The sequence below is a fragment of the Sinorhizobium sp. NFACC03 genome, assembly GCF_900103435.1.
GTDB lineage: Bacteria > Pseudomonadota > Alphaproteobacteria > Rhizobiales > Rhizobiaceae > Ensifer.
Genome location: NZ_FMXF01000013.1, coordinates 105,190 through 130,000 on the forward strand (window position 1 = coordinate 105,190; position 24,811 = coordinate 130,000).

A 24,811-nucleotide genomic window follows, 5' to 3' on the forward strand; every position below is an offset into this window, starting at 1 on the left:
GAGCGATCCGCCGGGTTTTTCATTTGGCTTTTATCGATGACGGGCAACCGTAGCGCCCGGAAACCGCGAAGAGCGTTTATTATGCGCCCTCGACGACCCGCAATGTATTGGCGCGCTCGAGAGCGGCCTTGCGCACGGCGTCCTGGACCTTCTCGAAGGCACGGACCTCGATCTGCCGCACGCGCTCGCGGCTGATGTCGAACTCGGCCGAAAGATCCTCGAGCGTCAGCGGCTCTTCGGTCAGGCGGCGTGCCTCGAAGATGCGGCGCTCGCGGTCGTTCAGCACTTTCATCGCATTGGCGAGCAATGCCCTGCGGTTTTCAAGCTCGTCCTGTTCGATCAGGATTTCTTCCTGGTTGTCGTGATCGTCGACAAGCCAATCCTGCCATTGGCCGGAGTCGCCTTCGCTCGCCTTGATGGGCGCGTTGAGCGAAGCGTCGCCGGAGAGGCGGCGGTTCATCGAAACCACTTCATCCTCGCTCACCTTGAGCGTGGTGGCGATTTCCTTGACTTGTTCGGGCTTCAGATCGCCCTCGTCGAGCGCCTGGATCTTGCCCTTGAGGCGACGCAGGTTGAAGAACAGCCGCTTCTGGTTGGCGGTCGTGCCCATTTTCACCAGCGACCACGAGCGCAGGATATATTCCTGGATCGCCGCCTTGATCCACCACATCGCGTAGGTGGCAAGGCGGAAGCCGCGATCGGGTTCGAACTTCTTGACGGCCTGCATCAAGCCGACATTGCCTTCGGATACGACTTCGCCGATCGGCAGGCCGTAGCCGCGATAGCCCATCGCGATCTTGGCGACGAGGCGAAGGTGGCTGGTGACCAGCTTGTGCGCTGCTTTGCGGTCGTCATGCTCCTGGTACCGCTTGGCGAGCATGTACTCTTCCTGCGGTTCCAGCATCGGAAACTTGCGGATTTCGTCGAGATAGCGATTGAGGCCGCCTTCTCCAGCGGCAATGGTCGGCAAATTGTTTCGGGCCATATGAAGCACCCCCTTTGTCGTCTCCGGCCTCCGGTCGGCAAGCCGGGCATGTGGGTCTTCGTCAAGACCCCACGAGCCTAGAAAATAAGTACGGCGAAAGCATGATTCAAGGAGTCCGGTTTCACCAATCTGTGACGCCGGGCGACAGAAATGTCACGAACAAAGACTGAGCCTTAAATTGGAATCCCGACACCGGAATTCAAGGGCACGATCACTCTTCGCTCCGCAGGGCCTCGATCAGTTGCTCCATGTCGACAGGCACCGGTGATTCGAAATGCATGGTCTCGCCGGTCGCCGGATGTTCGAACTGCAGCATGAAGGCGTGCAGGGCCTGGCGGTGAAATTGATTGACGACGGCCCTGGCCGCATCCGGCAACAAGTTCGCCTTGGTGCGGAAGGCGGCGCCGTATTCCGGATCGCCGATCAGCGGATGGCCGATATGGGCCATGTGCACGCGGATCTGGTGCGTGCGCCCCGTTTCGAGGTGGCATTCCACCGTCGACGCCAGGCAGGTGCCATCGGGCTTTTCGAGATAACGCTCGACGACCTCGTAGTGGGTGATGGCTTCGCGGGCGTCGTCGCTGTCTTCGCGCTTGACCGCGCGTTTCGTCCGGTCGACGGCACGCCCGAGCGGGGCGTCGATCGTTCCCTTCAGCTGCCGCGGGCGGCCCCAGACGACGGCCCGATAGGCGCGTTCGAGCGGGCCGGTGCGGCCGTGGTCGGCAAACTGCTCCGAGAGGTGGCGGTGCGCGGCATCGTTCTTGGCGACAACCATGACGCCGCTCGTCTCCTTGTCGAGGCGATGGACGATGCCCGGGCGCTTGACGCCGCCGATGCCCGACAGGCTGCTGCCGCAATGATGGATGAGCGCATTGACCAGCGTACCGGTCCAGTTGCCGGCGCCGGGATGAACGACGAGGCCGGCTGGCTTGCAAAGCACGATCAGGTCGTCGTCTTCGTAGAGCACGTCGAGCGGGATGTCTTCGCCCTTCGGCTCCGGATCTTCCGGTTCGGGCAGGTCGATCTCGAAGACATCGCCGGGATGGACCTTCTTCTTCGCTTCGGTCACCGCCTTGCCGTTGATCGACACCGCTCCCTGTGCGATCAGGCCCTTGATCCGGTTGCGGGAGAATTCACCCGAAAGTGCGTCCGTCAGGAAGGAATCCAGGCGTCCCGCGGCATCCTCGCCCGCCGTCAGGACTTTCCTATTGGCCGTCGCTTGTTTAAAGGGGTCGTTCATTCCGTTCAAATCCGAAAAAAGGCCAACCATGACCGCAATCGAGCCCGATGACCAGGAAGACAAGCCGCTAGATCCGGCCATGGAAAATGTCCGCCGCAAGATGGTGAAGCTTCAGCTCGTCTCGGCCGGCGTCATGTTGGTCATGCTTATGGCCGTCCTTGGGACGATTGTCTACAAGCTGACGCGCACGGACGCGAAGGCGCCCGTTCAGGCCGCCACTGCCGTCGTTCCGAGCGAAGCGCCGGTCAATGCGGTCGCAGCACTGCCCGCCGGCTTCACCGTCACGAACGTGGCGCTCTCCGGCTCCCAGGTGCTCTTCTACGGCAACCTGCCGGGATCGGAGCCGCGCGCCATCGTGTTCGATATCGGTGCCGGCCGCATCGTCGCCGACATCACCGTCAGGACCAACTGACGGCATGGCGAGCGCCCTCCCGCCCGTCCAGCGCATCGACGACGCCGCCGATCCCAGGATTGCCGGCTTCGTTTCGATCAAGGAGCGCGACCTGACGGGACGGCAGGGCCGCTTCATCGCCGAAGGCACGGTCGTGCTGCGCATGCTGGCGGCTGCGCATCAAAGCGGGCGCGGCTTTGCCGCCGAGGCGATCCTGCTGCTCGAAAACCGTCTCGCCGGCGTTCAGGAAATCCTCGAACGATTTCCGTCGACGGTGCCCGTCTATGTGGCGAACGCGCAGGTGTTCGATGCGATCGCCGGCTTCAACATGCACCGGGGCGTGCTTGCGCTCGGTCGCCGCGAAGGCGCGCCCGGCCGCGACGCCTTGATCGCGTCGCTGCCGGCGTCGAGCCTCGTGCTGGCGGCCTGCGGCATCTCCAATCACGACAACATGGGGGCGCTTTTCCGCAACGCTGCGGCCTTCGGGGTCGATGCCGTGCTGATGGACGAGACGAGCTGCGACCCGATGTATCGCAAGGCGATCCGCGTCTCCGTCGGCTCGGTGCTGACGGTGCCCTTTGTGCGCGAAGGCTCGGTGGCCGCGATGCTGGAGCGGCTGCAGCAGACGGGCTTTGCGATCTGGGGGCTCTCTCCCGCCGGAGAAACCGATCTTGGCGCGATCCCCCCGGCGGCGCGTACGGCACTTCTCATGGGGACCGAAGGGGAGGGGTTGCCGCAATCCGTGCTGACCTCGATCCGCACGGCGCGCATCCGCCAGCGCCCGGGCCTCGATAGCCTCAATGTCTCGACGGCGGCCGGCATTGCCCTGCACCAGGTGGCGCTGATCAACGGCCGCATCTGACGCTCAAGGTTCCCAGGCTTTCCGGTGACCGCAGGAGATGGCTCGATCCCGTGACCTGGCGACCGGTGCAACGGCGTCAACTGTCTACACGCCCCAACGGGCTCTATTCGCGCGGTAGAATGTCCTTCGCCCGCTTCGCCAAACTCTCCCGCTTGGCTGCGCCTTGCTCTTGCTCTTCACCTGCCAGCAGATTGAGGATGGGGGAGGAGGGGCCTTCGTTCGTCGCCGTCAAGGCAACCATGCCGGCGGCAATTGCCGCAACCTCGTCGCGCAGAGCGTCGTCATGGGCGGCGGATTTCGAATTGGTCAGGCGTTCGGAAAGCGCGGTGGCGCGGTTGCGCAGATCATCGGCGGCTGCGGAGCCAGCAATCTCGCTGGCCGGCTGATCGGGCGGGGATACGGAACCGTTGGCAGCCGGTTCGGTGGCCGGCCGGCGTTCCTTCCGCAGCGGGAAGGCGATGCCCGCGGCGCGCAGGGCCTTGGCTGCATCGCGCATTTCCTGATTGGTATCCTTCACCTTGGTCTTCAACCGCTCGATTTCTCCCGCGCGCCGCTCGAGTGCGCTTTCGCGGTCGGCGCTGGTTGCCATCTCACGCGCCAGCTTGTCTTCCAGCCGGTGTAGCCGCGTTTCGTCGCGAGAGAGGCGAATCTCCATTTCCTTGGCATGGGTTGTCTCGGCCTTGAGATCGCCACGCAGGGCTTCGCGCTCGTCGCGCAGCGTGGCGATACGGCTCTTCAGATGCTCGACCTCGGTCTCGCGCGCCACCAGGGTGATCTTGAGATTGTCGATTTCGGCGGCATGCTGGGCGAGGTGGACGCCGAGCTTCTGTATCTCGTCGGATTTTCCGGCATTGTCGCGCTCGACGCTGTCGAGCGTTGCCTTCATCCGTTCCAGGCGCTGCTCGAATTGCCGGATGGCAGAGCGCATGTCCGCCGCTTCGACGTTCATGTCGGCAAGCTGCGCATGCAGGTCGGCATTCTCGCTGCCAAGGCGCCGTGCCTCGTGCAAACTCTTCTCGTTGGCAAGCATCAGCGACACGCCTTTGTCGCGCTCGCGCTTCAGGGCTTGCTGCGTGCGGGCGTTTTCAGCGGCGTAGGCTGCGCGGGCAGCGTCCTTCTGCGCGCGCACCTCTTGGGGGCTGAGCGGCATGGTGGCCTTCAATCGATCTTCGGCAAAGCGCACGATGCGGCGGTGGATAGCCGGTGCGACCAGCAGACCGATGATGATCGCCGTCAGAAAGCCCAGGGCAAAGAGAAGCGCGAATTGGATCACGAGCTGGCCGTTTCAAAACTGTACCGGAACCGGAGTGCCTGCCGGACCTCGCGGTGCGGCAGGCCCTCCTTAATTCCGCATTCTTGCACTAAACATGACGTTTCGTGCGCTGCAAGTCTCCGGCCCGGGATTTTGCCTGCGCCGACCCGACTACAGCGACCTTCGCGCGTCTCTTTAGACGCGCGAAGGTCGCTGTAGCATTTTAGATCTGCTGCATAATTTGCCCTTATATCGATGCCGATTTAAGGAATAATGCAGCTGACCTCAGAAGGGGTTCCAGGTGGGTGTTTGGGTCATCTTGAGGTAGCCGACATTGACGCCGAGCCGCGCGCCGATGCCGGTGCGGATCGGAACGACGACGATCTGTTCGTCGGTCAGCACCGTCATGCCGACGCCAGCGACGACGTAGGCCGAACCGGAGACGCCGCCGAAGCGCTTGTAGAGTGCCGGCACGCTCGGCAGATTGTAGACGAGCATCATGGCGCGGCTGCCCTGGCCGCCCCAGTCGATGCCGAGTGACGGACCCTGCCAGAAGACGCTGTGCTGGCCGGCGTTTTTGGTGTTGAGTTCGCCTTCGCCATAGGTGAGACCGGCGATGAATGCGCCGGAGCCTTCCTGGCCGAGAATGTAGCCGTTCGGCAGGCCGTAGCGCTCGAAGGCGCGTTCGACGACTTTCGCCAAGCCGCCCGAAGTTTCGCCGAAGAAACCGTGACCGGCATCGACGATTTCCTGCATCGTATATTGGCTGTTGTTCGCGGACTGGGCATGCGCCGTCGTTTGGGCAGCAGCGACCAGGAACAGCGTGGCCAGGACAACACGGCAGGCCTGTGCGGCTGCCTTCATGATCTGATGCATCGTTTCCTCCGTCAGGCGCGAAAATTGCTCGCTTGCGGGTTTGTAGCGGCCGCCAGTCAGACCACTGTGCGACCAGTGAGGGGGCTGGACCATTTCCATGCAATTTGAACCGATGGTCTTAACAATCGGTTTACCAAATGTGGTGTCATTATGATCCACTGATGAACGGCTGCGCCGGGCAGCCCATGACTTGCGTCTTTTCGCGTGAGGCTTTACCGGCGTCACGATGGCGCGTGCCCCCAAGCGGCGGGCCGGCGGAACCAACAAGGATACACGATGGCAACGAATCCGAACCTGACATTGACGGGACCCGATCTGGCCGCGCTTCTGTGCAGCCGGGTTTGCCACGACATCATCTCGCCGGTCGGTGCCATCAACAACGGCCTGGAACTGCTGGATGAGGGCGGCGCCGACGCCGACGCGATGGACCTGATCCGGACGAGCGCACTCAACGCCTCGGTCCGCCTGAAATTCGCCCGTCTCGCTTTCGGCGCATCCGGCTCGGTCGGTGCCTCGATCGACACCGGCGAAGCGGAGAAGGCGGCCAAGGATTTCGCGGCTGCCGAAAAGAAGACCGAGGTCAACTGGCACGGCCCGCGCGCGATCATCGCCAAGAACCGGGTCAAGCTGCTCCTGAACCTCTTCCTCATCGCCTATGGGGCGATCCCGCGCGGCGGTTCGATCGACGTCACGCTGGAGAACCCGGAATTCGACGCCGTCTTCACCCTGGTCGCCAAGGGCCGCATGATGCGCGTACCGCCGAGGCTGACGGAATTGCTGTCCGGTACGCCGGAGGAAGCGGTCGACGCGCATTCGATCCAGCCGTACTACACGGTGCTGCTCGGCGAGGAAGCCGGCATGACGATCGAGGTTGCATCGACCGGTGAAGAGATCATCTTCACCACCCGCGTTGCAGCCTGAGGTTTCATTCTCCGGCTGCAATCATTCTATTCAAAGTCCTTAAAATGTGCGGTTCCGCGCCCTGGCGCGGGGCCGCACATGTGCGTCCTGTTTCTTTCTGCTTGCGTCCATTTCTGGAAAACTTAATGTTTTCAGATGGTTGATGCGGCGAAGAAAGGCGCTATTAAGCAAACTCCGTAACGAATTCTTTCCCAAATTTGTATAGAGTTGTTTCAAGCCTGCGAGTACGCGTATAGGTAAGTTGCGAAGGGAGTTGGACATGCGGCGCTTGATGATTGCCGACGGCTCGGATGTCGTCCGGAAAGTTGGGAAACGTATCCTGTCCGGCATGGGCTTCATGGTTTACGAGGCCTCGAACAGCCTCGAGGCGCTTGTCCGCTGCGAAGCTGAACTCCCGAACATCCTGGTCATCGACGCCGGGCTGGAAGGCGCGCTCGAACTCATCGGCAACATCCGGCGGCTCCCGAACGGCCCTTCGGTGCGGATCTATTACTGCGTCGTCGAGGCGGATCTGAAGAAGATGATGGCCGGCAAGCGGGCCGGCGCCGACGACTTCCTGCTGAAGCCTTTCGACCGCAAGATCCTGACCAGCGTTTTCGCCAGCCAGTCGATGGCGGCCTGAGCCGTCACGCGCACATATTCCGGATGAGATGAAAGCCGTGGCCACTGCCGCGGCTTTTGCGTGTTTGCCGCCGGCCGCTGCGCCTATTGAGGGGAAGCGGCGTGAGATATGCAAATTTAAGTGCTACAGCGACCTTTGCGCGCCTGATAAGACGCGCGGCGCTGTAGAAACGACAAAACCCGCTCGTGGCGGGTTTTGTGAACACTCTGGGCCCGCATCATGCGGGGGTCATGCAGGCCCTTGCGGGTATCAGGCGGTTTCGGCGTACTCGGCGCCATCCGGCTCGCGCAGCACGTAGCCGCGGCCCCAGACGGTCTCGATGTAGTTGGCGCCGCCGGCAGCGTTTGCAAGCTTCTTGCGCAGCTTGCAGATGAAGACGTCGATGATCTTCAGTTCCGGCTCGTCCATGCCGCCATAAAGGTGGTTCAGGAACATTTCCTTGGTCAGCGTCGTGCCCTTGCGCAGCGAAAGCAGCTCGAGCATCTGGTATTCCTTGCCGGTCAGGTGGACACGCTGTCCGCCGACTTCGACCGTCTTGGCATCCAGGTTGACGATCAGCTCGCCGGTGGAAATGACCGACTGGGCATGACCCTTGGAACGACGGACGATGGCGTGAATACGGGCGACCAGCTCATCCTTGTGGAAGGGCTTGGTCATGTAGTCGTCGGCGCCGAAGCCCAGGCCGCGGACCTTGTCTTCGATGCCGGCCATACCCGAGAGAATCAGGATCGGGGTCTTCACCTTGGAAAGACGCAGCGTTCTCAAGACTTCATAGCCGGACATATCCGGCAGGTTGAGGTCGAGAAGGATGATGTCATAGTCATAAAGTTTGCCGAGATCGACGCCTTCTTCACCGAGGTCGGTGGTGTAGACATTGAAACTCTCGGACTTGAGCATCAGCTCAATGCTCTGAGCCGTTGCACTATCGTCTTCGATTAATAGAACCCGCATATTCTTCCCCTTTTCCGCCGCCCAAGGTCGTCGTGGCACCCTTACGCGATACGGATCCAGTCGTTGCCTGATTTGGAGGCTGCCACCAAATGGTTAACAAATTCTGATTCCCTCTGGCAAGGTGTATCGAGTTTGTTAAATATTTTTACCAGTCTCCTGATTTCAAACGTGAATCCAGAACGGCTAATCTCATGTGAAACATGAGGAAATGCCACTATCTGACTCTTCCGACTCGTTAATGCCAGGGCGGTCACATTTCGTGCCTCAGCATTTACGGAGCCTTAAATCATCACGCCTATGATTAACGATGCCCGTAAACGAAAGGTTACCAGCGGTAGGCTTTTGTTAATATCGCTGAAGATTTTTCGTTTCCGGCCCCGTTCGGGCCGGCTCGCGGGCAAATCAGTAACCGGGGTCTCGTTATCCACGGGAGTATTGCGTATGAAAGCACGTGAGAGCCTTGTCCGCCTGAAGGAATTTCAGGTCCGCGAGAAGCAGCGTCAACTGAACCAGCTTCAGATGATGATGGCTGAGTTCGAACGGATGACCAAGGATCTGGAAAATCAGATTATTTTCGAGGAAAAGAAGTCGGGCATCTCCGATCCCCAGCACTTCGCCTATCCCACCTTCGCCAAGGCCGCACGTCAGAGAGCCGACAATCTTCAGGTTTCCATTCGCGAACTGAAGGCGCAGCAGGATGCTGCCGAGCTCGCGCTCGAAGAAGTGCAGGCTGAATACGCGAAGGCGGCGGCCCTCGAAGAGCGGGACACATCGACCCGCCTGCGGGCATAAGCTGCGGCTCTTGCGCCCCGATCGGGCGCAGCCGAACCGCAAGCCCTTGATCTAGCGGACGATTTGATCTCCAGGTCGATTCCGGTCCGGGGAATTTGTGCGCTGGTCAGGCAGGTAGCCCGTTTCGGGGCAGATATTTCCAGCCTTGTCGGGGCATGCGTCTGGCATGACCCGATCCGGCACGATCGTGACAAGACGAAGAGACCCGCCCGATGCCTTGGCGTTCGGGCGGGTCTTCTCATTTTGAGATCAGCGCAAGTCTGTTGAGATCAGGAGAGGCTTGCCGGCGCGCAGCCGTGTCTCATGCCTGGATGACATCCTGCCATTCGGGGTGCCGCATCGTCTGCGCCTTCATGAAAGGGCAGAGCGGAATGATCTTCCAGCCGCCTTTGCGGGCTTCCTCGATAGCGTGTTTGGCGAGCGCCTGGCCGACGCCCTTGCCGCGCAAGGCATCCGGAACAAGGGTGTGATCGACGATGATCAATTGCGGCGACGTGCGCGAATAGGTCATTTCCCCGGTATGCCCCTCGACAACGGTCGAGTAGCGGCCGTGCGATCCAGTTTCCTCGTGTAAGATTTCCATGACAGCCTTCCTTGGCGAACCGGGTTTCCTTGTCCGAAAGCTAGCGCAGAAATCCGGAAATCGAAATCCACCAAACCCGTGCCGCCGGTACACAGACTGTTCCCGAAACAGCACCAATCCGCCTTTCACCGCGAGGCTGAAACGACGGCGGCGGCTCCGGGGAACCCGAAGCCGCCGCTCGACCTATGGCCCTGTAATGGGCGAACTAGTGGCGATACTGCTGGATGCGAGTGGTGCGCAGGCCGGCAAGACCATGATCGTTGATCGAGGACTGCCAGGACAGGAATTCTTCGACCGTGAGGGTATAGCGTTCGCACGCCTCCTCAAGGCTCAAAAGGCCACCGCGCACGGCGGCAACAACCTCTGCCTTGCGGCGTATCACCCAGCGCCGGGTATTCGCCGGCGGCAGATCCGCAATCGTCAGAGGGCTGCCATCGGGGCCGATGACATATTTTACACGTGGTCGCATCATTTCGGTCATGGGACTCTCTACACAAACTCAAGACCATATGACCGTGACCTTAGCCTGCCACATTTAACATTTGCCTAAGCAGGAAGTAACAATTTACTCATAATTTGAGACACTTCGGCGGGGCGCCATTTCGACCGCCCGCCCCACTCAATTCATGGGGCTGCGCGCCCTATGCTTGTGAATTGCTTTGAGAAGAGCCTGGATTATCCCGGAATTGTCATGGGAGCCATGCAATTACCACATTTCACTTTAACTAAAATTCTTGGTAACGAGGCGCCGAAATAAGGATGAGCGTCGTATGCGCGCTCCCGCAATCATTCTTGGTGCATCGTCATAGTTTTCACAACCGGACGCGTTTCTTGCGCGGACAGGCCGGTAGCGGCGGCTGTATTTGTTCGCCGGGGTGAACTTCATGCCTCAGGTGATCTGAGGCGTTTTTTGTATTCTCTCGACCGGGCGCGGTGGCGCCTGGGGATGTGGTGATCGCAGATGAAGGAATCGAATGAACCGGCCTTGCTGCGCGAGGCTGAAGCGGCGGATATTTTTTCGGACGTCGATACGGCTGCCGTCCGCACCGAATACGAACTTCTGCATCTCATGCGGCGACTGATCGCCCGCTATGGTTTTGGCCATTTCATGATCGCGCGCATGCCGCTCGCCGAACAGCAGCGCTTCTCCGAGCGGCTGGTGCTCAGCAACTGGCCGTCGGAGCTCGTCCGCCAATACGACGCCTGCGAAAGCTTCCAGTCGAGCACATTGGTCGAGCGGCTGCGGTTTACGAAGCTGCCGGTAACCGGCGGACCCGAGCTCCTCGATATCGCCGCAAAGCCGGTGGACGAGGCCATGGTGCACCGGCTGCTCGCTCACCCGGAGATGGCCCGCCATTTCGCCGTGCTCCTTCACACGAGCAATGGTGATCCCTTCATCGCCATGCTGTCCGGCCGCCGCGAGGCACCGGTCGGCGTCGAATGCGCGACACTCTATCTGACGCTGGTCCAGCTTTTCGAATGCCTCGAGCGTACCTTCGACACCGGCAATTCGGCGCGCGAGAAGCTCTCGAGCCGCGAGGTGGAATGCCTGCGCTGGGCGGCTGCGGGCAAAAGCAGCGACGAGATCGCCATCATCTTGGGCATCTCGACCTACACCGTCAGCAGCTACTTCAAGAGCGCGACCCGCAAGCTCGACGCCGTCAACCGCATGCAGGCGATCGCCCGCGCCATGCGGCTGAAGCTGATCTGAGCTGGCATGACGCGTCCCAATGGACGCGCGGCGCTGTCGGGTATGGCGGCCGGCCTTGCCGCCGGACGGACAAGTTTCTATATGTCGCGGAAATGAAAGTGCTGCGGCGACCTTTGCGCGTCTCATTGGACGCGCGGCGCCTACCGCATGTTTCCTTTAATCGTAGCCGATTAAAGGACAAAAACATGCAGCTACAAAGTGCTACAGCGACCCTTGCGCGTCTGATCAGACGCGCAAGGGTCGCTGTAGAAGCCGAGCATACCGTGAGCCGAGAGTTCCTCGGCCAAGCATCGCATGAAGCGTGAAACAGGGCCGGCGCATGGATTGCCGCCCGAAGGCCGGATTGGATCCCGTGAACAGTCTCGATTTTGACCGCAAGCCCGAAGATACGCGTGTCGTCGTCGCCATGTCCGGCGGCGTCGACAGTTCCGTCGTTGCTGGCCTGCTCAAACGCGAGGGCTACGACGTTCTCGGCATCACGCTGCAGCTTTACGATCACGGCGCTGCCGTGCACCGCGCCGGCTCTTGCTGCGCCGGCCAGGACATCGACGATGCCCGCCGCGTCTGCGAAACCCTCGGCATTCCGCACTATGTGCTCGACTACGAAGCGCGCTTCCGTGAAACGGTGATCAATCCGTTTGCCGAAAGCTATATCGCCGGCGAGACGCCGATCCCCTGCGTTGCCTGCAACCAGACGGTCAAGTTCGCCGACCTGCTTGCGACCGCCAAGGAGCTCGGCGCCGATGCGCTGGCGACCGGCCACTATATCCGCTCGCGCCCGAGCCCAAGCCCGCGCTATGCCGGCCAGCGGGCGCTTTACCGGCCGACCGATGCCGAGCGCGACCAGAGCTACTTCCTGTTTGCCACGACCCAGGAACAGATCGACTATCTGCGCTTTCCGCTCGGCGGCTATTCCAAGGCCGAAACGCGCAAGTTCGCCGAGGAGATGGGCCTCGTCGTCGCCCAGAAGGCCGACAGCCAGGACATCTGTTTCGTGCCGCAGGGCAAATACAGCGACATCGTCTCCAAGCTGAAGCCGAATGCAGCCCTTTCCGGCGAGATCGTTCATCTCGACGGCCGCGTGCTCGGCACGCACGAAGGTATCCTGCACTTCACCATCGGCCAGCGCCGCGGCATCGGCATCGCCACCGGCGAGCCGCTTTACGTGGTCTATCTCGACGCGCGCTCGCGCCGCGTCATCGTCGGCCCCAAGGAGGCGCTCGAAACCCGCCGCGTCTATCTGCGCGACGTCAACTGGCTGGGCGACGAGGACGTCGAAGTGGCGGCTGCGCGCGGCTTTGACTGTTTCGCCAAGGTGCGCTCCACCCGCCAGCCGGCGCCTGCCGTGCTGGCGATGGACGAGGAGGGCATCTATGTGGAGCTCGCCGAAGGCGAAGCCGGCATCGCGCCCGGCCAGGCCTGCGCGCTCTATTCCGGCGTCGGCGAGGATGCACGCGTCTATGGCGGCGGTTTCATTCGCAAATCGGAGCGCGAAGCGAGTGCCGAAGCGGCGTTGAAGGTGCTTCTTTCGGCGCCTGCGGCCGCCTGAAGCCCTTGATTTCCGGGCTGTTGTGAAAACTTCACATTTTCCCGGAGACTTGGCTTGACACTGCCCGGAAGCGGGCCGTATAAGCCGCCCGTCCAGTCAAGACGGCTTCTCCTTCGAAGCCCTGACGCGGTACCCGGCGGAGTAGCTCAGTAGGTTAGAGCAGAGGAATCATAATCCTTGTGTCGGGGGTTCGAATCCCTCCTCCGCTACCATTTCTCCAATTGTCCATACCTGAGACATAGGTAATCCCAGCGCGGAAAACGCACCCCCTGTGGCGGAGTTTTCGGGCTAGATTGGCGCGGCCGCCGCTTGCCGCCTTTTCTATTCTCGTCAGTGCCGGCCCGCTTCTGACACCGAACTGCCTTCTGAATTGCCTCGACGCGCTGCCGTCGAAAAGCGACTGCGGCAGCGGTGAACCGATAGCCCATTTGTACTTCGCGTCCGAATCGTTGCTCAGCTTCTGGTGCATGATCGCGCTCAAGGGCAGGACATATTCCGGCTTGCGCAGGCCCTTCTCGGAGTTGCCAAGCCATGTCAGGACGACGAGGATTTCGCCGCCGAGTTCGAGTGCGTCCAATGCCAGCTGCTTCCCGCCGACGGATGCGCGGACCGCCTGTTCGTGCAGCTTGAAGGTGCTGAGCTTCAGCTCGTTTTGCGGATCTGCCATATTTGCCTCGGCCCCTTTGGGAACATTGATAGACGTCTGTTTCGAGCGTTCGATTCGCTCGATCGGCGTTGCCTATCATAATCTCTCCGGCCGTTCATGGGGCGGCTGATCGATGCAAAAAGGCGCCGCCATCATCAATGGTAGCGCCTACAGATCGTTTTGCTCGAAGGAGGTGCAGACAGAGGAAAGCCAGTTCGACACGCTGGCTGACTTTCGCGGCCGGAACGAGGGCCTTAGTAGTGGATCGACGAAGTGATGGTCGAGTAGTCAGGCAGGTTGATATCGGCGATTTCGGCCGCCCGATATTGGGACAGGGCGAAGTGCATGATGGCGATCACGGTGATCGAGAAGACCAGTACGGTGACGTTGACGCCGAAAGCGGTTTTGATCATGTCCGTGTCCTCCAAGCCCTGCGTTTGTTGACGTGTGTCGGTAGAAACCGTGACATAGAGACTATCGTGTGGCGTCAGCTGCGCTGTTCCCCGGGGAACATGAGATATGGTTACTGGAAACTTAATCGTCGTTGCCTGAAAAGCGCACCTGGCCGAACGGCTTGCGATCGGGGCGCCCTCAACTAGAGTGCGCGCGTCGTGCCGGATCGGATTCGGGACCGGACATCTTCACCATCTGGCGTCCTGTGCGCTGCTTTGGCCCGGGCCTGAGCGCGGCAATCCCATCGGCGCCTCGTTTTTCAAAGTGATTGTTGCATGACCATTTCCATTCGCCCCTCCCGTCCTGACGATTATCCGCGCACCTTCGAGATCTGGCGCGGCGCCGTGGTCGCCACGCACGACTTCCTGACGCCGGAGGACTTCGCTGCCATTGAGAGGATGGTTCGCGACCAGTATCTGCCGGCAGCCGAGTTCTGGATTGCGGCTGACGAAAACGATCAGGCGCTCGCCTTCATGGGCATGAGCGGGGCGCAGATCGACTCGCTCTTCGTTCACGCGGAGGCGCGCAGCAGTGGCGTCGGCCGGCGGCTCGTCGAGCATGCGATGACGCTGCATCCGGTGTTGACGGTAGACGTCAACGAGCAGAATGCCTCTGGGGCCGGGTTCTATCAGCGCCTGGGGTTCGAAGTGATTGGGCGTTCGCCGGTCGACGATGCCGGCCGGCCCTATCCCTTGCTGCATTTGCGCCGGGGTTGATTGGCGCAAGCCGGCGCCCGATCAGGCGGCCGGCTTGTCGATAGTGATCACGAACACAACGGCTGAGGTCGTCGGCTCGATCGTGACGGCGGCAGGACCCTTGAGGATCGCCGTGTCGCCTGCTGCGAGGTCGGCTTGTCCCTCTGCCGCTGCCAAGCGCACGGCACCGCTATGGCAAAGGACGATGGTCGTGTCGGTTGTGCCGTCCACTGTCTGCGGATGGCCGATCGCCAGGCGCTGGACCGTATGCGTAAGCTTGCCGCGCCGGGTCATGACGTTGAGGTCGACGATCGGAGCGTCCACGAGCGTTGCCGATGTTGCGACATCGGCCGGGAAAGGCAGTGGTGCCGCCTCGCCGGTTATCAAAGCGGGCTCGCGCCCTTCGATCATAAGCCGCATGCCCTTGCCCTGCAGGATCGAAAGCGTGCGGTCGATACCGGGGAAGCTGGAGAAGGGGCCGTCGCTGGCCACGGTCGCCATGCTCACGCGCCAGTCGAAATCGGCGAGCGAGGCGTTGTCCGGGAAGACGGCGATCTCCACCGTCTCGCCGCCGCCGTTCTTCCACGGCATGCGCTTGTAGTTCTCCGCGCGCAGAATCTTCATGGCGTGCTCTCTTCCATGAGTGCGCGCATGCGCGCGAAATCGCCATTCAGTGGCCGGTCGTCGGCATAGGTCGGGATCGCCGCGCGGATACGGCGGTAGAGCCCGTCGGTGCGGGCGGCGCGGCCGCGCGGCTGAAGGTCGTAGGCCTGGGATGCGGCCAGCAGTTCGATCGCGAGGATCGTCTCGAGGTTGTCGGCAATCGACAGCGCCTTCCAGGCGGCCGGCGTCGCATGGGTGAGGATGTCTTCCTGCAGCGCCGAGGTGATGCCACCATCGAGGCTGGCGGGGGCGGCGAGGCGTCGGTTTTCCGCGGCAAGAGCGGCAGCCGTATACTGCGCGATCATGAAGCCGGAGGAGACGCCGCTGTCGCCGGCGAGAAACGCCGGCAGACGGCTCACGAGCGGATTGACGAGCCGGTCGATGCGGCGCTCGGAAATGGCGGCGACTTCGGCGACCGCGACCGACAGGCTGTCCATGGCAAGCCCGAGGGCAGCACCAACCGCATGGGCCTGCGAATGCACTTCCGGCGCCTCAGGGGTACCGGAAACGGCCGGGTTGTCGGTGAGGCTTGCAAGCTCCCGGTCGACGACTTCGGCAACCTGCTTCAGCACATCGCGGGCAGCGCCATGCACATGCGGCACGGCGCGAAGGCTCAAGGGGTCCTGCGTGCGGGTGCCTGCGGTTTCCGCAAGCATCGGGCTATCGGCAAGATAGGTGCGCAGCGACGCGCCGACCTCTTCGAGACCCTTGGAGCGGCGAAGCGCAAGCGGCACGGCGGCAAAGGCATTGGCCTGGCTGCCGAGGTTTTCATAGGTCATGGCGGCAGCCGCATCCGCCCAGTCGAACAGGCGGGCGGCACGGGAAAGCGTCAGCGCCGCGAGACCGGTGGCGCAGGGCGTGCCGTTGACGAGGCTCAGGCCCTCCTTGGCTTCCAATCGCAATGGCTTGAGGCCGACGCGGGCGAGGGCTTCTGCACCGCCGATCTTGCCCTTGCCGTCGTCGACGCTTCCGTGGCCGATCAGCGCGAGGCCGATTGCGGCTGCATGGGTGAGATAACCGACCGAACCGCGCGAGGGGATGGCGGGGATAAGGTTGGCGTTGAGCAGACCCAAAAGCGCCTCGACAGTTTCGACGCGCACGCCGGAATAGCCGTGGGCGAAGTTGGCGATCTGGGCCGCCATGACCGCGCGCGCTTCCGGGCGGGGAAGCGGGTCCCCGACGCCGCAGGCGTGGCTGAGGATGATGTTGCGCGAGAGCGCTTGCTGGTTTTCGCGGTCGATGATGACATCGCAGAGCGCGCCGACGCCGGTGTTGATGCCGTAACCGCGGATACCGCGCTCGACCAGCGCATCGACAATGCGGCGCCCATTGACGATGCGCCGCCGCGCGGCATCGGAAAGCGCGAGCGGTGCGCCATTGGCGACCGCCGCGATTTCCTGCCACGTCAAAGGCGCGTCGAGGATTATGCTCTCACTCATGGGCTTCCGGCCGTCCCTGTCGGCGTTGCACGAACCGGGCAACATAGTCGTTGGCCGGCCGCTCCAGGATATCGTCCGGCGTGCCGACCTGCACCACCTGTCCGTCCTTGAGGATGGCGATTTCCGAACCGATGCGCAGCGCCTCGTCGAGATCGTGGGTGATGAAGACGATGGTTTTCGACAGGTTCTGCTGCAGTTGCAGCAGCTGGTCCTGCATGTCGGCGCGGATCAGCGGGTCGAGGGCCGAGAAGGCCTCGTCCATCAGGATCACGTCGGTGTCGGCGGCGAGCGCCCGGGCAAGACCAACGCGCTGTTTCATGCCGCCAGAGAGCTGATGCGGGAACTTGGCGTCGTAGCCGGCAAGGCCGACCGTCTCGATCCACTTCATGCCGATGTCGCGGGCCTCAGCCTTCGGCAGGCCGCGCACGCGCTGACCGTAGACGACGTTCTGCAGCACGGTGCGGTGCGGCATCAGCGCAAAACTCTGGAACACCATGCTGACGCGGTGCATGCGGAAGGTGCGCAGCGCCTTGGCGTCAAGCGTCAGGATATTGCTGCCGTCGAACATCACCTCGCCGCTGGTCGGTTCGATCAGCCGGTTGATGTGGCGCACCAGCGTCGACTTGCCGGAGCCCGAAAGCCCCATGATCACGAAGATCTTGCCGGCGCCGATCGTCAGGCTGACATTGTTGAGGCCGACGCTGCAGCCGGAGCGGGCGAGGATTTCGGACTTGTTGAGCCCTTCCTTGGCCATGGCGAGCGCGGCCTTGGAGTCCTGTCCGAAGATCTTGTAGACGTTGCGGATCTCGATATCAGCCATTGCGGGGATCCTCCGTCTGGCTCTTGCCGAAGCCTTGTGTGATGCGGTCGAGTACGATCGCGAGAATGACGATGCCGATGCCGGCTTCCAGGCCCTTGCCGACGTCGAGCGTCTGAATGCCGTTCAGCACCTGCTCGCCGAGGCCGCGGGCGCCGATCATCGAGGCGACGACCACCATCGACAGCGCCATCATGATTGTCTGGTTGAGGCCGGCCATGATCGTCGGGGTGGCGAGCGGCAGCTCGACGCCGAAGAGGATCTGGTTGGGGCTGCCGCCAAAGGCGGTCGCCGCTTCCACCACCTCATGGTCAACCTGGCGGATGCCGAGATCGGTAAGGCGAATGAGCGGCGGCACGGCATAGATGATGGTGGCGAGGATCGCCGGCACCTTGCCGAGGCCGAAGAGCATCAGCGCCGGGATCAGGTAGACGAAGCTCGGCATCGTCTGCATGACGTCGAGCACCGGCAGGGTGATGTTGCGCACCACGCGGCTCTTGGCGACGAGGATGCCCATGGGCACGCCGATGACGACCGAGACGATCGTCGCCATCAGCATCAGCGCCAGCGTCTGCATCGTCAGGTCCCAGAGGCCGAGCACACCGACGAAGAACAGAAGGACGCCGACGACGACCGTCAGGCCCCAGCGCTTGGAGCTCTGCCAGGCGAGCGCCATGAAAATGAGGATGACGACCCACCAGGGCAGGCCGCGCAGGATCCATTCAATGAACAGAACGGCTTTCAGAATGACGGCGCTGATCGCCTTGAAGACCCAGCCATAGCCGCTGACCAGCGCCTGGATGAAATCATTCACGGGTCCGCGAATGGAGAGATTGAGAGAATCCGGAAACATCGGACGCGTTCCTTGCTCGGGCTGCCTGCGGACACGGTGAGCCGCCGACGGCGCTTGCCTCGGGTATTGTGGCCAACCGCCAGCTCAGGCTCACGCGCGCATTGGATGCAGCGACAAGCCCGAGCTGGCGATGGGTCGCGATTACTTCAGGCTGGCTTCGATCTTGCCGCGGGCTTCGTCCGAAACCCACTTGCCCCAGACGTCGGCCTTGGTCTTCAGGAATTCGGCGGCGGCTGCCGTCGCGTCGACCTTGTTGTCGGCCATGTAGGCGAGACTGCCGTTGACGGCTTCGAGCGGGAAGGTCGCCTTTTCGAGGATCGCGACGATCTCCGGCGCTTCCTGAGCGAAGGTGCTGTTGACGCCGTAGGAGACGTCGACCGACGGGAAGGCGCAGCCCTCATCGCGCTTGCCGTTGGCGCTCGAAAGCTCCTTCCAGCAGGCTTCGCTATAGGCCGGCTCTTCGAGCTGGACGAGCTTGAACTTGCCCATGATCGCGGTCGGCGACCAGTAGTAGAAGAGGATCGGCTCGCCCTGGAGATAGGCGGACGTGATGGCGGAATCGAGCGCAGTGCCGGTGCCCGGACGGAAGTTCACATAGGTCTCGCCGAGCTTGTAGGCTTCAAGCTTGGCGGAGCTCACGCCCTCGCAGGTCCAGCCCGACGGGCAATTCAGGAAGCGGCCCTTGGTCGGCTCTTCCGGATCGGCGAAGAGCTCGACGATCTTGGGGTCGGAAAGCTGCGAGACGCTCTTCAGGTCTGGGGCCTTGGCTTCGAGGTTGCGAGACGCGTCGCCCTTGATCACGTATTCCGGCACGAACCAGCCCTCGCTGGCGCCGACGAAGGTCTTGCCGACGGCGACGACCTTCTTTTCTTCCACGGCCTTGTTCCAGACGTCCGAACGGCCGAGCCATTCCTCGGCGAAGATCTGCACGTCGTTGTTGGCGGTCGCCTGTTCCAGCGTCACCGAGTTGCCGGGGATCGAATCCACCTGGCAGTCGTAGCCCTTGGCAAGAATGGTCTTCATCACTTCGGTGATGAAGGCGCCGCTTTCCCAGTCGATGCCGGCGAACATGACGGTCTTGCCGTCGCCGCAATAGGAGGCGCTGGCGCTGCCGGTGGAAGCCGCGAGCACGAGGCCGGTGGCGGCAAGGGTGAGTTTCAATTTGCTGATCGACATTAAGCTGTTCCCTGTTTTGATTTTGGCTTCTGTTACTATTTCAGTTTCATCAGCACCCGCGCGAAGGCGCGGTCGATATCGTCCTCCCGGTCGTGGCGTCCGTTCCGGATCTTCCACTCGCCCGCGACCATGACGTCGCGGACGCTCTCGCCGCCGAGCGCAAAGAGCCAGCGGTCGAGGATCTGGTTGTCGCTGGCGGCGGCGATGTAGGGATTGTCGCCGTCGAGCACGACGAAATCGGCGCGTGCGCCGACAGCGATGCCTGACGTCTTCTGGCCGGCCGCCTGGGCGCCGCCCTTGTGGGCAGCGTCGAAGATGGTCCGGCCGATCGAGGCGCCGGGGCCGGAGGCCAGCCGGTTGCGGCGGCGGTCGCGCAGGCGCTGGCCGTATTCGAGCAGGCGCAGTTCCTCGGCGACGCTGGTCGCCACATGGCTATCGGTGCCGACGCCGAAGATGCCGCCTTCGGCCATGAAGTCGACCGCCGGGAAGATGCCGTCGCCGAGATTGGCTTCGGTCGCGGGGCAGAGACCGGCGACCGCACCGGAGCGCGCCAGACGCTGCCGTTCGTCGTCGGTCAGATGCGTGGCGTGGATTGCGCACCAGCGCTCGTTGACGGGCATTTCGTCAAGCAGCCACTGAACCGGACGACGGCCACTCCAGGCGAGGCTGTCGTCGACTTCCTTGGTCTGCTCGGCAACATGGATATGGATCGGCCCTCTTACGGGCGCTGCATCGAGGATCGTGCGCATTTCTTCGGGCGTCGCCGCACGCAGCGAATGAATGGCGTAGCCGAGCGTATGGCCGGCCTCGCGGCAAAGAGGCTCAAGGCGCTGGAGCAGGGCCAGGAAACGATCCGGATCATGCAGGAACGGCCGCTGGCCGGGATTGGGGTCGACGCCGCCGAAATTGGCGTGCGCGTAAAAGACCGGCAGATGGGTGAGGCCGATGCCGGTCGTGCGGGCCGCGGCGAGAATACGCAGCGACATCTCGGCCGGATCGGCATAGGGCGTGCCGTCGGCCTGATGGTGCAGGTAGTGGAACTCGGCGACGTGGCCGAAGCCGCCCTTCAGCATCTCCATGTAGAGCTTGGCGGCGATCGCCTCGACATCATCAGGGTTCACCAGCCCGACGGTACGGTACATTTCTTCCCGCCAGGTCCAGAAGCTGTCGTCGCCGCTGCCGGCGACCTCGGCGAGGCCCGCCATGGCGCGCTGGAAGGCGTGGGAATGCAGGTTGGCGACGGCGGGAACCAGCGGACCAGCGACGCGTTCGTCGCCATCGGCGATCGACTGATCGATCTCGATGGAGACGATCCCGCCTGATGCGTCAAGCGCAATGGCGACATTCTGCGCCCAGCCTGTCGGCAGAAGCGCATGGTCGGCGAAGAGCCGGTTGACGGGAAAAGTTGCCATGGTGCGATTTTCCTGTACGTAGTTGTATATGGAACTATAGATATTTTACGGTGGCGCGCAAGCGCGAAATGAACGAAAAGAATCATTGTCGAATACGCATGATTTGTTCGGCATCCTGGAAAGGCGGGGTTTGAGTTGATGACAGCGCTTGGAAGAAGGAACGAAATGACCGCATTCGAAGACGGACCGGTGCCGCGCTACGAGGCGGTCAAGCAGTTCATCCGCAGCCGCATCGAGAGCGGCGAGTGGCCGGCTCACCATCGCATTCCCTCGGAAAACGAGATCGTCGCCGATCTCCGCGTCAGCCGCATGACCGCCAACCGGGCGCTTCGAGAGTTGGCAAGCGAGGGCGCGATCACCCGTGTTCAGGGCGTAGGGTCGTTCGTTGCGGCTCACAAGGGCAGTACCGCGCTGCTTGAAGTGCGCAATATCGCCGACGAAATCCGCGAGCGCGGCCACGCGCACACCTCGCGCATGACGCTGATGCAGGAAGAGGTCGCGCCGTCGGACATTGGCTATGCGCTCGGGCTCGTGACCGGTGCGCGCGTCTTCCATTCGATTATGGTGCATTCGGAAAACGGGCTGCCGATCCAGATCGAAGATCGTTTCGTCAATCCGGCGATCTGCCCACGTTATATGGAGCAGGATTTCCAGACGATGACGCCGAACGCCTATCTGACTGCGGTCGCGCCAATCACGCGCACGGAGCAGATCGTCGAGGCGGTGTCGCCGCAGGCCTGGGAATGCAAGCTGCTCGGCATCGACCGCAACGAGCCCTGCCTGATGATCCGACGCCGTACCTGGTCGGAGACAGCCAATGTGACGACGGCGCGCCTGCTTTATCCCGGCACGCGCTATCGCCTTGAGGGCATGTCGCAGTAGATCGGGATTGGGGCTTCCGCAGAAAACCGCACATCTTTTCCTCATCCCGCTCTAATCTCGACAATATTCCGGTCGATTCGGAGGATCGACCGCCGAGTGGGAGGATGACGAGACCATGGTTGAGGACGCGCTGAAGCTTCGCACCGAGTTGCCCAGGCCCGATGTCAGTGCCGAGGAGGCGCAGGCGTTGCTGGCGGAGCACTACGGTCTCTCAGGCACGATCAGCGAACTCGGCAGCCAGCAGGACCGCAACTATCGCATCGATACCGGCGAGCGACGCTATGTGCTGAAGATCTGCCGCGCGGAATATGGGGCGCTCGAACTGGAGGCCCAGAATGCGGCCTTGCGGCATCTTTCCGAGCGTCTGACTTTGGCGCGTGTTGCGGAAGTGGTGCCCTCGCTCAAGGGCGAGGCGATCGAGAGCGTTGCCGTCCGCGACCAGGACTACCGGATTCGCCTGCTGAATTTTCTCGATGGCGAGCCGCTGACCCGGCGCAAGCATCTCTCGCGTGAAGCCGTTTCCGCGCTCGGCGCGCTGGCCGGGCGGCTGGCCGCGGCGCTGCAGGACTTCGAACATCCCGGGCTTGAACGGGAACTGCAATGGGACCTGCGCCGCGCCGGTCCCGTCGTGCTTCATCTTCTCGCCGACATGCCGGACCAGCAGCGCAAGAAGCGGATCGCCGAGATCATGGTCGGAGCCATGCGGCGTCTGCAGCCCATCACGGCGGAACTGCGCATCCAGGCGATCCATCATGATGTCACAGACGACAATGTGGTGAGCCAGCCCGATGCATCCGGCCGGCCGATCCCTGACGGAGTCATCGATTTCGGCGATATCCTCAAGGGGTGGCTGGTCGCCGAGCTTGCCGTGACCTGCGCCTCTTTGCTGCATCATGCTGACGGCGACCCCTGGTTCATCCTGCCGGCGGTCAAGGCGTTTCACGCCGCGTGCCCGCTGACCGAGGTGGAGCTGAAGGCGCTCTGGCCGCTGATCGTCGCCCGCGCCGCCGTGCTGGTCGCAAGCTCAGAGCACCAGCTTTCGCGCGAACCTGACAACACTTACGTCGAGGGCAATGCCGCGCATGAGCGGGAGATCTTCGACGTGGCGACTTCGGTCCCTTCGGCGCTGATGGAGCACGCCATCCTGGCGGCGGCGGGGCTTGCGCCGGCATCGCAGCCGGTGACCGGGGAGAGCCTGATCCAGAGGCTCGGGCCGACCGACGTGCGCCAGATCGACCTGTCGATCCTGAGCCCGCTGTTGCCGGAGGAGCGCTGGCAGCACCAGGGGCTGCCGATTTCGCTGTTGCAGCACGCGGCGCACGCGATCGGTGTCGCGACCACGCGCTACGGCGAGTACCGGATGACCGAGACGCAACTGCGTTCGCCGAAGCCCGACGCGACGCTGGCGCTGCATGTCGACATCTGCCTGGAAGCGGGCCGCGAGATCGTTGCCCCGTTTGCGGGGCGCGTCATCCGGCAGGACGGGCTGCTGGTTCTGGAGGGAGCCGAGGGGAGTCTTTTCCTTGAAGGGGTGGAAGTCAGCGGCGATCTTGAGGAGACGGCCGCCGCCGGCGCGGTGCTGGGCGTCGTCTCCGGCGAACAGCAGTCCTATGGCCTGACCCGCGTCCAGCTTTGCCGCGAGCATGGCCTCGTTCCGCCGCTCTTTGCCATGCCGCATCAGGCAGAGGCCTGGAAGCATCTGTGCCCGTCACCGGCCGGCGTCCTCGGCTTCGAATGCGATGCGCCGGAACTGCACAGCGAAGCGTTGCTAACCCGACGACAGCAGCACTTCGCCAAGCCGCAGAAGAACTACTACAAGCACCCGCCGCAGATCGAGCGCGGCTGGAAGGAATATCTCTTCGATGTCGAGGGCCGCAGCTATCTCGACATGGTCAACAACGTGACCATCCTCGGCCACGGGCACCCCCGACTGGCGTCCGCCGTCGGGCGGCAATGGTCGCTGCTCAACACCAATTCGCGCTTCCACTATGCCTCCGTCGCCGAGTTCTCGACGCGGCTGGCGGCGCTTGCGCCTGACGGGCTCGACACGGTGTTCCTGGTCAATAGCGGCTCGGAGGCGAACGACCTGGCGCTCAGGCTCGCCTGGGCCTATTCCGGTGCGCGTAATGTCGTGACCCTGCTCGAAGCCTATCATGGCTGGACCGTCGCCAGTGACGCGATCTCCACCTCGATCGCCGACAATCCGCAGGCGCTGGAGACCCGCCCTGGCTGGGTGCATCCGGTGCCGGCGCCCAACACCTATCGCGGCGAGTTCCGTGGCGTCGATACGGCGGACAGCTATGTCCGCTCCGTCGTCAAGAAGCTTACCGAACTGGACGCCGCGGACGAGAAGCTTGCCGGATTCATTTGCGAACCAGTCTACGGCAATGCCGGCGGCATTCCCCTGCCGAAGGGCTATCTCGACGCAGTCTATGCCATGGTGCGGTCGCGCGGCGGTGTCTGCATCGCCGACGAGGTGCAGGTCGGTTACGGCCGTCTCGGCGACTATTTCTGGGGCTTCGAAGAGCAGGGTGTCGTGCCTGACATCATCACCGTCGCCAAGGGTATGGGCAACGGCCACCCGCTCGGCGCCGTCATCACGCGGCGCGAGATTGCCGACGCGCTGGAGAAGGAAGGGTATTTCTTCTCATCCGCCGGCGGCAGTCCCGTCAGCTCGGTCGTCGGCCAGACCGTGTTCGATATCCTGACGGAAGAACGATTGCCGGAGAATGCGCGTGTCGTCGGCGGTTATCTGAAGGCGCGGCTCGAAGCGCTGGGTGAACGCTTTCCGCTGATCGGCGCGGTGCACGGCATGGGGCTCTATCTCGGCGTCGAATTCGTGCGCGACCGGGAGAGCCTGTTGCCGGCGACGGAGGAGACGGTGGCGATCTGCGACCGCCTGCTCGATCTCGGCGTCATCATGCAGCCGACGGGCGATCACCTGAACGTGCTGAAGATCAAGCCGCCGCTCTGCCTGAGCCGGGAGAGCGCCGACTTTTTCGCTGACATGCTGGCGCGGGTGCTGGAGGAAGGCTGGTAG

At 62.7% G+C, this 24,811-nt stretch carries 24 protein-coding genes and 1 tRNA gene; 11 read left to right on the forward strand and 14 right to left on the reverse strand.

Features of this window, described 5'->3' with window-relative positions; all coding sequences use genetic code 11:
* Positions 1 to 79: 79 nt before the first annotated feature.
* Positions 80 to 985: an RNA polymerase sigma factor RpoH gene (rpoH, locus tag BLU35_RS17740; protein WP_093233921.1), complete on the reverse strand. Its 906-nt coding sequence runs from the start codon at positions 983 to 985 to the stop codon at positions 80 to 82.
* 211 nt (positions 986 to 1,196) lie between these two features.
* Entirely contained in the window at positions 1,197 to 2,225 is a 1,029-nt protein-coding gene (locus tag BLU35_RS17745) for an RluA family pseudouridine synthase (protein ID WP_093233950.1), read from the reverse strand.
* Between the two features lie 28 nt (positions 2,226 to 2,253).
* Here BLU35_RS17745 and BLU35_RS17750 point away from each other — a divergent pair, with 28 nt between their 5' ends.
* Together BLU35_RS17750 and BLU35_RS17755 are read left to right on the forward strand one after the other, a co-directional pair.
* A complete protein-coding gene (locus BLU35_RS17750) occupies positions 2,254 to 2,637 on the forward strand; it encodes a hypothetical protein (protein ID WP_057254711.1) in 384 nt (127 codons plus the stop codon).
* A gap of 4 nt (positions 2,638 to 2,641) precedes the next feature.
* Complete coding sequence (locus tag BLU35_RS17755) at positions 2,642 to 3,478, forward strand: TrmH family RNA methyltransferase (protein WP_057254712.1); 837 nt, start codon at positions 2,642 to 2,644, stop codon at positions 3,476 to 3,478.
* Between the two features lie 103 nt (positions 3,479 to 3,581).
* Here BLU35_RS17755 and BLU35_RS17760 read toward each other — a convergent pair whose 3' ends face one another.
* A complete protein-coding gene (locus BLU35_RS17760; protein ID WP_093233922.1) occupies positions 3,582 to 4,751 on the reverse strand; it encodes a coiled-coil domain-containing protein in 1,170 nt (389 codons plus the stop codon).
* A 264-nt stretch (positions 4,752 to 5,015) separates the two neighbouring features.
* Complete coding sequence (locus tag BLU35_RS17765) at positions 5,016 to 5,606, reverse strand: DUF1134 domain-containing protein (RefSeq protein ID WP_093233923.1); 591 nt, start codon at positions 5,604 to 5,606, stop codon at positions 5,016 to 5,018.
* A 276-nt stretch (positions 5,607 to 5,882) separates the two neighbouring features.
* Here BLU35_RS17765 and chpT point away from each other — a divergent pair, with 276 nt between their 5' ends.
* Entirely contained in the window at positions 5,883 to 6,527 is a 645-nt protein-coding gene (gene chpT, locus BLU35_RS17770) for a histidine phosphotransferase ChpT (protein ID WP_057254715.1), read from the forward strand.
* Positions 6,528 to 6,786: 259 nt separating this feature from the next.
* Complete coding sequence (locus BLU35_RS17775) at positions 6,787 to 7,149, forward strand: response regulator (RefSeq protein ID WP_057254716.1); 363 nt, start codon at positions 6,787 to 6,789, stop codon at positions 7,147 to 7,149.
* Between the two features lie 249 nt (positions 7,150 to 7,398).
* On the opposite strand, the gene ctrA is transcribed toward BLU35_RS17775, so the two are convergent.
* On the reverse strand, positions 7,399 to 8,100 hold the full coding sequence (ctrA, locus tag BLU35_RS17780; protein WP_025424706.1) for a response regulator transcription factor CtrA: 702 nt from the start codon (positions 8,098 to 8,100) through the stop codon (positions 7,399 to 7,401).
* A gap of 441 nt (positions 8,101 to 8,541) precedes the next feature.
* Here ctrA and BLU35_RS17785 point away from each other — a divergent pair, with 441 nt between their 5' ends.
* Complete coding sequence (locus tag BLU35_RS17785; RefSeq protein ID WP_057254717.1) at positions 8,542 to 8,892, forward strand: flagellin family protein; 351 nt, start codon at positions 8,542 to 8,544, stop codon at positions 8,890 to 8,892.
* A 301-nt stretch (positions 8,893 to 9,193) separates the two neighbouring features.
* Here the strand turns inward: BLU35_RS17785 and BLU35_RS17790 are convergent, their stop codons facing one another.
* On the reverse strand, positions 9,194 to 9,475 hold the full coding sequence (locus BLU35_RS17790) for a GNAT family N-acetyltransferase (RefSeq protein ID WP_057254718.1): 282 nt from the start codon (positions 9,473 to 9,475) through the stop codon (positions 9,194 to 9,196).
* A 205-nt stretch (positions 9,476 to 9,680) separates the two neighbouring features.
* Positions 9,681 to 9,956, reverse strand: coding sequence for a CtrA inhibitor SciP (gene sciP / locus BLU35_RS17795; RefSeq protein WP_003527546.1), 276 nt, complete (start codon positions 9,954 to 9,956; stop codon positions 9,681 to 9,683).
* Positions 9,957 to 10,436: 480 nt separating this feature from the next.
* On the opposite strand from sciP, the gene BLU35_RS17800 reads away from it, so the two are divergent.
* The 3 genes from BLU35_RS17800 (at position 10,437) to BLU35_RS17810 (ending at position 12,947) form a co-directional block, all read left to right on the forward strand.
* Positions 10,437 to 11,186: a helix-turn-helix transcriptional regulator gene (locus BLU35_RS17800; protein ID WP_057254719.1), complete on the forward strand. Its 750-nt coding sequence runs from the start codon at positions 10,437 to 10,439 to the stop codon at positions 11,184 to 11,186.
* 319 nt (positions 11,187 to 11,505) lie between these two features.
* On the forward strand, positions 11,506 to 12,735 hold the full coding sequence (mnmA, locus tag BLU35_RS17805) for a tRNA 2-thiouridine(34) synthase MnmA (RefSeq protein ID WP_058321056.1): 1,230 nt from the start codon (positions 11,506 to 11,508) through the stop codon (positions 12,733 to 12,735).
* Between the two features lie 135 nt (positions 12,736 to 12,870).
* Positions 12,871 to 12,947, forward strand: a tRNA-Met gene (locus BLU35_RS17810).
* 688 nt (positions 12,948 to 13,635) lie between these two features.
* Here the strand turns inward: BLU35_RS17810 and BLU35_RS35665 are convergent.
* On the reverse strand, positions 13,636 to 13,794 hold the full coding sequence (locus tag BLU35_RS35665; RefSeq protein ID WP_156414732.1) for a hypothetical protein: 159 nt from the start codon (positions 13,792 to 13,794) through the stop codon (positions 13,636 to 13,638).
* Positions 13,795 to 14,109: 315 nt separating this feature from the next.
* Between BLU35_RS35665 and BLU35_RS17820 the strand changes: the two genes are divergently transcribed.
* Positions 14,110 to 14,550: an acetyltransferase gene (locus BLU35_RS17820; RefSeq protein WP_057254722.1), complete on the forward strand. Its 441-nt coding sequence runs from the start codon at positions 14,110 to 14,112 to the stop codon at positions 14,548 to 14,550.
* A 21-nt stretch (positions 14,551 to 14,571) separates the two neighbouring features.
* Here the strand turns inward: BLU35_RS17820 and BLU35_RS17825 are convergent, their stop codons facing one another.
* The 6 genes from BLU35_RS17825 to hutF form a co-directional block, all read right to left on the reverse strand.
* On the reverse strand, positions 14,572 to 15,153 hold the full coding sequence (locus BLU35_RS17825; RefSeq protein ID WP_093233925.1) for a HutD/Ves family protein: 582 nt from the start codon (positions 15,151 to 15,153) through the stop codon (positions 14,572 to 14,574).
* Entirely contained in the window at positions 15,150 to 16,631 is a 1,482-nt protein-coding gene (locus tag BLU35_RS17830; RefSeq protein ID WP_093233926.1) for an HAL/PAL/TAL family ammonia-lyase, read from the reverse strand. Before BLU35_RS17830 ends, BLU35_RS17825 begins: the two co-directional genes overlap by 4 nt.
* On the reverse strand, positions 16,624 to 17,451 hold the full coding sequence (locus BLU35_RS17835; protein ID WP_093233927.1) for a quaternary amine ABC transporter ATP-binding protein: 828 nt from the start codon (positions 17,449 to 17,451) through the stop codon (positions 16,624 to 16,626). Before BLU35_RS17835 ends, BLU35_RS17830 begins: the two co-directional genes overlap by 8 nt.
* Positions 17,444 to 18,301, reverse strand: a complete 858-nt coding sequence (locus BLU35_RS17840; protein WP_093233928.1) for an ABC transporter permease — start codon at positions 18,299 to 18,301, stop codon at positions 17,444 to 17,446. The genes BLU35_RS17835 and BLU35_RS17840 overlap by 8 nt, the downstream gene beginning before the upstream one ends.
* Positions 18,302 to 18,442: 141 nt before the next feature.
* Positions 18,443 to 19,477: an ABC transporter substrate-binding protein gene (locus BLU35_RS17845; RefSeq protein ID WP_093233929.1), complete on the reverse strand. Its 1,035-nt coding sequence runs from the start codon at positions 19,475 to 19,477 to the stop codon at positions 18,443 to 18,445.
* Between the two features lie 35 nt (positions 19,478 to 19,512).
* Positions 19,513 to 20,889 carry a formimidoylglutamate deiminase gene (gene hutF, locus BLU35_RS17850; protein WP_057254728.1) on the reverse strand — a complete coding sequence of 459 codons (1,377 nt, stop codon included), beginning with the start codon at positions 20,887 to 20,889 and terminating at the stop codon, positions 19,513 to 19,515.
* Between the two features lie 138 nt (positions 20,890 to 21,027).
* Here hutF and hutC point away from each other — a divergent pair, with 138 nt between their 5' ends.
* Complete coding sequence (gene hutC, locus BLU35_RS17855) at positions 21,028 to 21,771, forward strand: histidine utilization transcriptional repressor HutC (protein ID WP_058321064.1); 744 nt, start codon at positions 21,028 to 21,030, stop codon at positions 21,769 to 21,771.
* A 115-nt stretch (positions 21,772 to 21,886) separates the two neighbouring features.
* A complete protein-coding gene (locus BLU35_RS17860) occupies positions 21,887 to 24,811 on the forward strand; it encodes an aminotransferase (protein ID WP_093233930.1) in 2,925 nt (974 codons plus the stop codon).

Excerpts from the sequence above, each read along its gene's own strand:
- BLU35_RS17845 (WP_093233929.1), bottom strand. The coding sequence starts at position 19,477 with ATGTCGATCAGCAAATTGAAACTCACCCTTGCCGCCACCGGCCTCGTG.
- BLU35_RS17775 (WP_057254716.1), top strand. The coding sequence starts at position 6,787 with ATGCGGCGCTTGATGATTGCCGACGGCTCGGATGTCGTCCGGAAAGTT.
- sciP (WP_003527546.1), bottom strand. The coding sequence starts at position 9,956 with ATGACCGAAATGATGCGACCACGTGTAAAATATGTCATCGGCCCCGAT.
- BLU35_RS17820 (WP_057254722.1), top strand. The coding sequence starts at position 14,110 with ATGACCATTTCCATTCGCCCCTCCCGTCCTGACGATTATCCGCGCACC.
- BLU35_RS17745 (WP_093233950.1), bottom strand. The coding sequence starts at position 2,225 with ATGAACGACCCCTTTAAACAAGCGACGGCCAATAGGAAAGTCCTGACG.
- BLU35_RS17825 (WP_093233925.1), bottom strand. The coding sequence starts at position 15,153 with ATGAAGATTCTGCGCGCGGAGAACTACAAGCGCATGCCGTGGAAGAAC.
- hutF (WP_057254728.1), bottom strand. The coding sequence starts at position 20,889 with ATGGCAACTTTTCCCGTCAACCGGCTCTTCGCCGACCATGCGCTTCTG.
- BLU35_RS17785 (WP_057254717.1), top strand. The coding sequence starts at position 8,542 with ATGAAAGCACGTGAGAGCCTTGTCCGCCTGAAGGAATTTCAGGTCCGC.
- BLU35_RS17790 (WP_057254718.1), bottom strand. The coding sequence starts at position 9,475 with ATGGAAATCTTACACGAGGAAACTGGATCGCACGGCCGCTACTCGACC.
- chpT (WP_057254715.1), top strand. The coding sequence starts at position 5,883 with ATGGCAACGAATCCGAACCTGACATTGACGGGACCCGATCTGGCCGCG.
- ctrA (WP_025424706.1), bottom strand. The coding sequence starts at position 8,100 with ATGCGGGTTCTATTAATCGAAGACGATAGTGCAACGGCTCAGAGCATT.
- BLU35_RS17830 (WP_093233926.1), bottom strand. The coding sequence starts at position 16,631 with ATGAGTGAGAGCATAATCCTCGACGCGCCTTTGACGTGGCAGGAAATC.
- BLU35_RS17835 (WP_093233927.1), bottom strand. The coding sequence starts at position 17,451 with ATGGCTGATATCGAGATCCGCAACGTCTACAAGATCTTCGGACAGGAC.
- BLU35_RS17755 (WP_057254712.1), top strand. The coding sequence starts at position 2,642 with ATGGCGAGCGCCCTCCCGCCCGTCCAGCGCATCGACGACGCCGCCGAT.
- BLU35_RS35665 (WP_156414732.1), bottom strand. The coding sequence starts at position 13,794 with ATGATCAAAACCGCTTTCGGCGTCAACGTCACCGTACTGGTCTTCTCG.
- hutC (WP_058321064.1), top strand. The coding sequence starts at position 21,028 with ATGACAGCGCTTGGAAGAAGGAACGAAATGACCGCATTCGAAGACGGA.
- BLU35_RS17765 (WP_093233923.1), bottom strand. The coding sequence starts at position 5,606 with ATGCATCAGATCATGAAGGCAGCCGCACAGGCCTGCCGTGTTGTCCTG.
- BLU35_RS17750 (WP_057254711.1), top strand. The coding sequence starts at position 2,254 with ATGACCGCAATCGAGCCCGATGACCAGGAAGACAAGCCGCTAGATCCG.
- BLU35_RS17800 (WP_057254719.1), top strand. The coding sequence starts at position 10,437 with ATGAAGGAATCGAATGAACCGGCCTTGCTGCGCGAGGCTGAAGCGGCG.
- BLU35_RS17840 (WP_093233928.1), bottom strand. The coding sequence starts at position 18,301 with ATGTTTCCGGATTCTCTCAATCTCTCCATTCGCGGACCCGTGAATGAT.
- BLU35_RS17860 (WP_093233930.1), top strand. The coding sequence starts at position 21,887 with ATGGTTGAGGACGCGCTGAAGCTTCGCACCGAGTTGCCCAGGCCCGAT.
- rpoH (WP_093233921.1), bottom strand. The coding sequence starts at position 985 with ATGGCCCGAAACAATTTGCCGACCATTGCCGCTGGAGAAGGCGGCCTC.
- mnmA (WP_058321056.1), top strand. The coding sequence starts at position 11,506 with ATGGATTGCCGCCCGAAGGCCGGATTGGATCCCGTGAACAGTCTCGAT.